This is a genomic window from Methylophaga sp. UBA5088 (genome assembly GCF_002414625.1).
Lineage (GTDB): Bacteria > Pseudomonadota > Gammaproteobacteria > Nitrosococcales > Methylophagaceae > Methylophaga > Methylophaga marina.
On record NZ_DIAC01000008.1, the window covers coordinates 7200 to 9940 of the forward strand.

4 protein-coding genes are annotated in these 2741 nt (G+C 45.1%); all 4 read left to right on the forward strand.

The genetic code is table 11. The features are described 5' to 3' along the window. Positions 1-865 (forward strand): GTPase Era (gene era, locus B4K20_RS00580; RefSeq protein WP_289281482.1); only part of this gene is annotated, 865 nt, incomplete at its 5' end. A 7-nt stretch (positions 866-872) separates the two neighbouring features. Continuing rightward, positions 873-1586, forward strand: coding sequence for a DNA repair protein RecO (gene recO, locus B4K20_RS00585; protein WP_286305163.1), 714 nt, complete (start codon positions 873-875; stop codon positions 1584-1586). Positions 1587-1598: 12 nt separating this feature from the next. Beyond that, on the forward strand, positions 1599-2330 hold the full coding sequence (pdxJ, locus tag B4K20_RS00590; protein WP_289281483.1) for a pyridoxine 5'-phosphate synthase: 732 nt from the start codon (positions 1599-1601) through the stop codon (positions 2328-2330). Further along, a complete protein-coding gene (acpS, locus tag B4K20_RS00595) occupies positions 2327-2710 on the forward strand; it encodes a holo-ACP synthase (protein WP_286305161.1) in 384 nt (127 codons plus the stop codon). Before pdxJ ends, acpS begins: the two co-directional genes overlap by 4 nt. Positions 2711-2741 lie beyond the last annotated feature (31 nt).

The following is a 2741-nucleotide window of genomic DNA, read 5'->3' on the forward strand; positions in this document are numbered from 1 at the left end:
TGGGCGTCCAAATGTGGGTAAGTCCACATTAATCAACCGTATTCTTGGTCAGAAATTATGTATTACTTCACGTCGCCCACAAACGACCCGCCACCGTATTCTAGGTATTAAAACCACAGACCAGGGCCAGTTTATCTACGTTGATACACCGGGTATGCACAGCGACGGTAAAAAAGCGATGAATCGTTATATGAACCGCGCTGCTGCCGCTTCAATTGACGATGTGGATGTGGTGCTGTTTGTTGTGGAAGGACTGAAATGGACGGAAGATGATCAGCGCGTCTTGAAACGTATTCAACAAGATGCACGCTCTCCAGTCATTTTAGTGTTAAATAAAGCCGATAAACTCTCAGACAAATCAGATTTATTACCACAGATACAATCACTTGCACCACAATATGATTTTGCGGCTGTTGTGCCTATTTCTGCACGGAAAGGTATGAATACAGATGTACTGGAGCAGGAAATTGCCAAGTTAATGCCTGAAGGCGAGATGATCTTTGATGAAGATCAATTAACCGATCGCAGTTCACGCTTTTTGGCGGGTGAAATCGTACGTGAAAAATTATTCCGTTATCTCGGTCAGGAATTACCTTATTCACTCACTGTAGAAATTGAACAGTTCGAGGAAGAAGAAGGCATGTATCGAATTGGTGCTGTTGTTTATGTTGAGCGAAGCGGTCAGAAGTCGATTGTGATTGGTAAAAAAGGCGAACAGCTCAAGCTTATCGGTCAGGATGCTCGGCTGGAAATGGAACAGCTATTCGGTTGTAAAGTGTTTTTACAGATATGGGTCAAAGTGCGTGAAGGCTGGTCAGATAATGAGCGCATGTTAAAGAACCTGGGTTATAACGACGACCTATAGGTAGCTTGTGGAGCTGACGTCTGCTTTTGTTCTGCACCATAGACCCTATCGTGAAACCAGTTCACTGGTCGATGTGTTAACGCAGGATTATGGGCGAGTGAGTCTGGTCGCTCGAGGTTTACGGCAAAAAAAGAAACGCAGCTCATCGATACAAATATTTCAACCGCTCTGGCTCAGCTGGTATGGCCAAGGTGATTTAGTGACATTGAGTCACATCGAAGTGGATGAACCCAGTTATCGTCTTGTTGGTAATGCCAGCCTCTGTGGCCTTTATATGAATGAGTTGCTCGTCAAGTTATTACCTCTTCATGAAGCGGAACCAGAGATTTATCTGGCTTACCGTCAGGCGCTGTCTTCACTCCAACAAAAAAGCAATGAACAGATTACCCTGCGATTATTTGAAAAAGCGCTGCTCAGCCATCTAGGCTATGGTCTGGCATTAACGGTGGATGTCGATTCTGGTCAGAATATTGAAGATGAAGGCATGTATATTTACCATCCAGATAGTGGTCCACGCCGTGTATTTGGTCAACAGCTTGAGAATACGGTATCTGGACGCAGCTTACGTCATCTTGATCAGGAAGCGGAATTTGATGATGTGAGCCTGAAAGAAATCAAACATATGATGCGGTCAGTGATAAATTATTACTTGGGCGGCCGTCCTTTACATAGTCGTCAGTTATTTGCTGGGCTTAATCAATTTACAACAAAAACAAACTGAGTTTGGAGATTCATGTCTATTTATCTAGGTGTCAACATCGATCACATCGCCACACTGCGTCAAGCTCGTGGAACACGTTATCCTGACCCCATTCAGGCAGCGATTGAAGCAGAGCAAGCAGGAGCGGACAGTATCACATTACATTTACGCGAAGATCGTCGACATATTCAGGAACGTGATGTGGCGATGTTGAGCGATATCTTGCAGACAAAAATGAATCTTGAGATGGCGGTCACTGAAGAAATGTTGGCGATGGCTGAAAAATATCGTCCTGCAGACTGTTGTTTAGTACCTGAGAAACGTGAGGAATTGACAACAGAAGGTGGTCTGGATGTGGCGGGGCAGTTGTCTCGAATGCAGCAAGCGTGTCAGCGCCTTGCGGCGGCCAATGTACGTGTCTCTTTATTTATCGATCCTGATTTGGCTCAAATAGAAGCGGCAGTGGCTTGCGGTGTACCAGTGGTAGAACTTCATACTGGCCGTTATGCTGATGCCGAAACCGATGCAGAGGCCGAAAGAGAGCTTGCCGTGATTGCTGATGCAGCAAAACAGGCTCATGAAAGGGGATTACAGGTGAATGCTGGCCATGGTCTGCATTACCACAATACTCAGAAAATTGCGGCGATACCGGAACTGGTGGAGTTAAATATTGGCCACGCGATTGTGGCGCGTTCGGTGTTTACTGGCTTTCAGGCAGCGGTTCGCGAGATGAAACAATTGATGCAGGACGCGCGCCGGGGATGATCATTGGCATTGGCACAGACCTTGTTCATATTCCGCGAATGCAAGACTTACTCGATAAACATGGTGATAAGTTTGCTGAAAGAATACTCAGTGCCCATGAGTTCAGCGAGTTTAAATTGCAACTTAAACCGGCTAATTTTTTAGCGAAACGATTTGCAGCAAAAGAAGCCGCCGCTAAAGCCATGGGGACAGGATTTCGGGATGGTTTAAGTTTGCGCCACATCAGCGTCAGAAATAATTCACTAGGTAAACCTGAGTTACAGTTCGAAAAAGTGGGACTGGAACTGAAAGAAAAAATGCATATTGATAAGGCGATGTTAAGCCTGAGTGACGATCATGAATATGCGATTGCTTATGTTGTGTTAATGGAAGCAAATTGATGAAATCTTACCCGACGATTGAAGCGTTTAT

Bases quoted from the DNA above. Each gene is read 5' to 3' on its own strand.
- pdxJ (WP_289281483.1), top strand. From the start codon at position 1,599: ATGTCTATTTATCTAGGTGTCAACATCGATCACATCGCCACACTGCGT.
- acpS (WP_286305161.1), top strand. From the start codon at position 2,327: ATGATCATTGGCATTGGCACAGACCTTGTTCATATTCCGCGAATGCAA.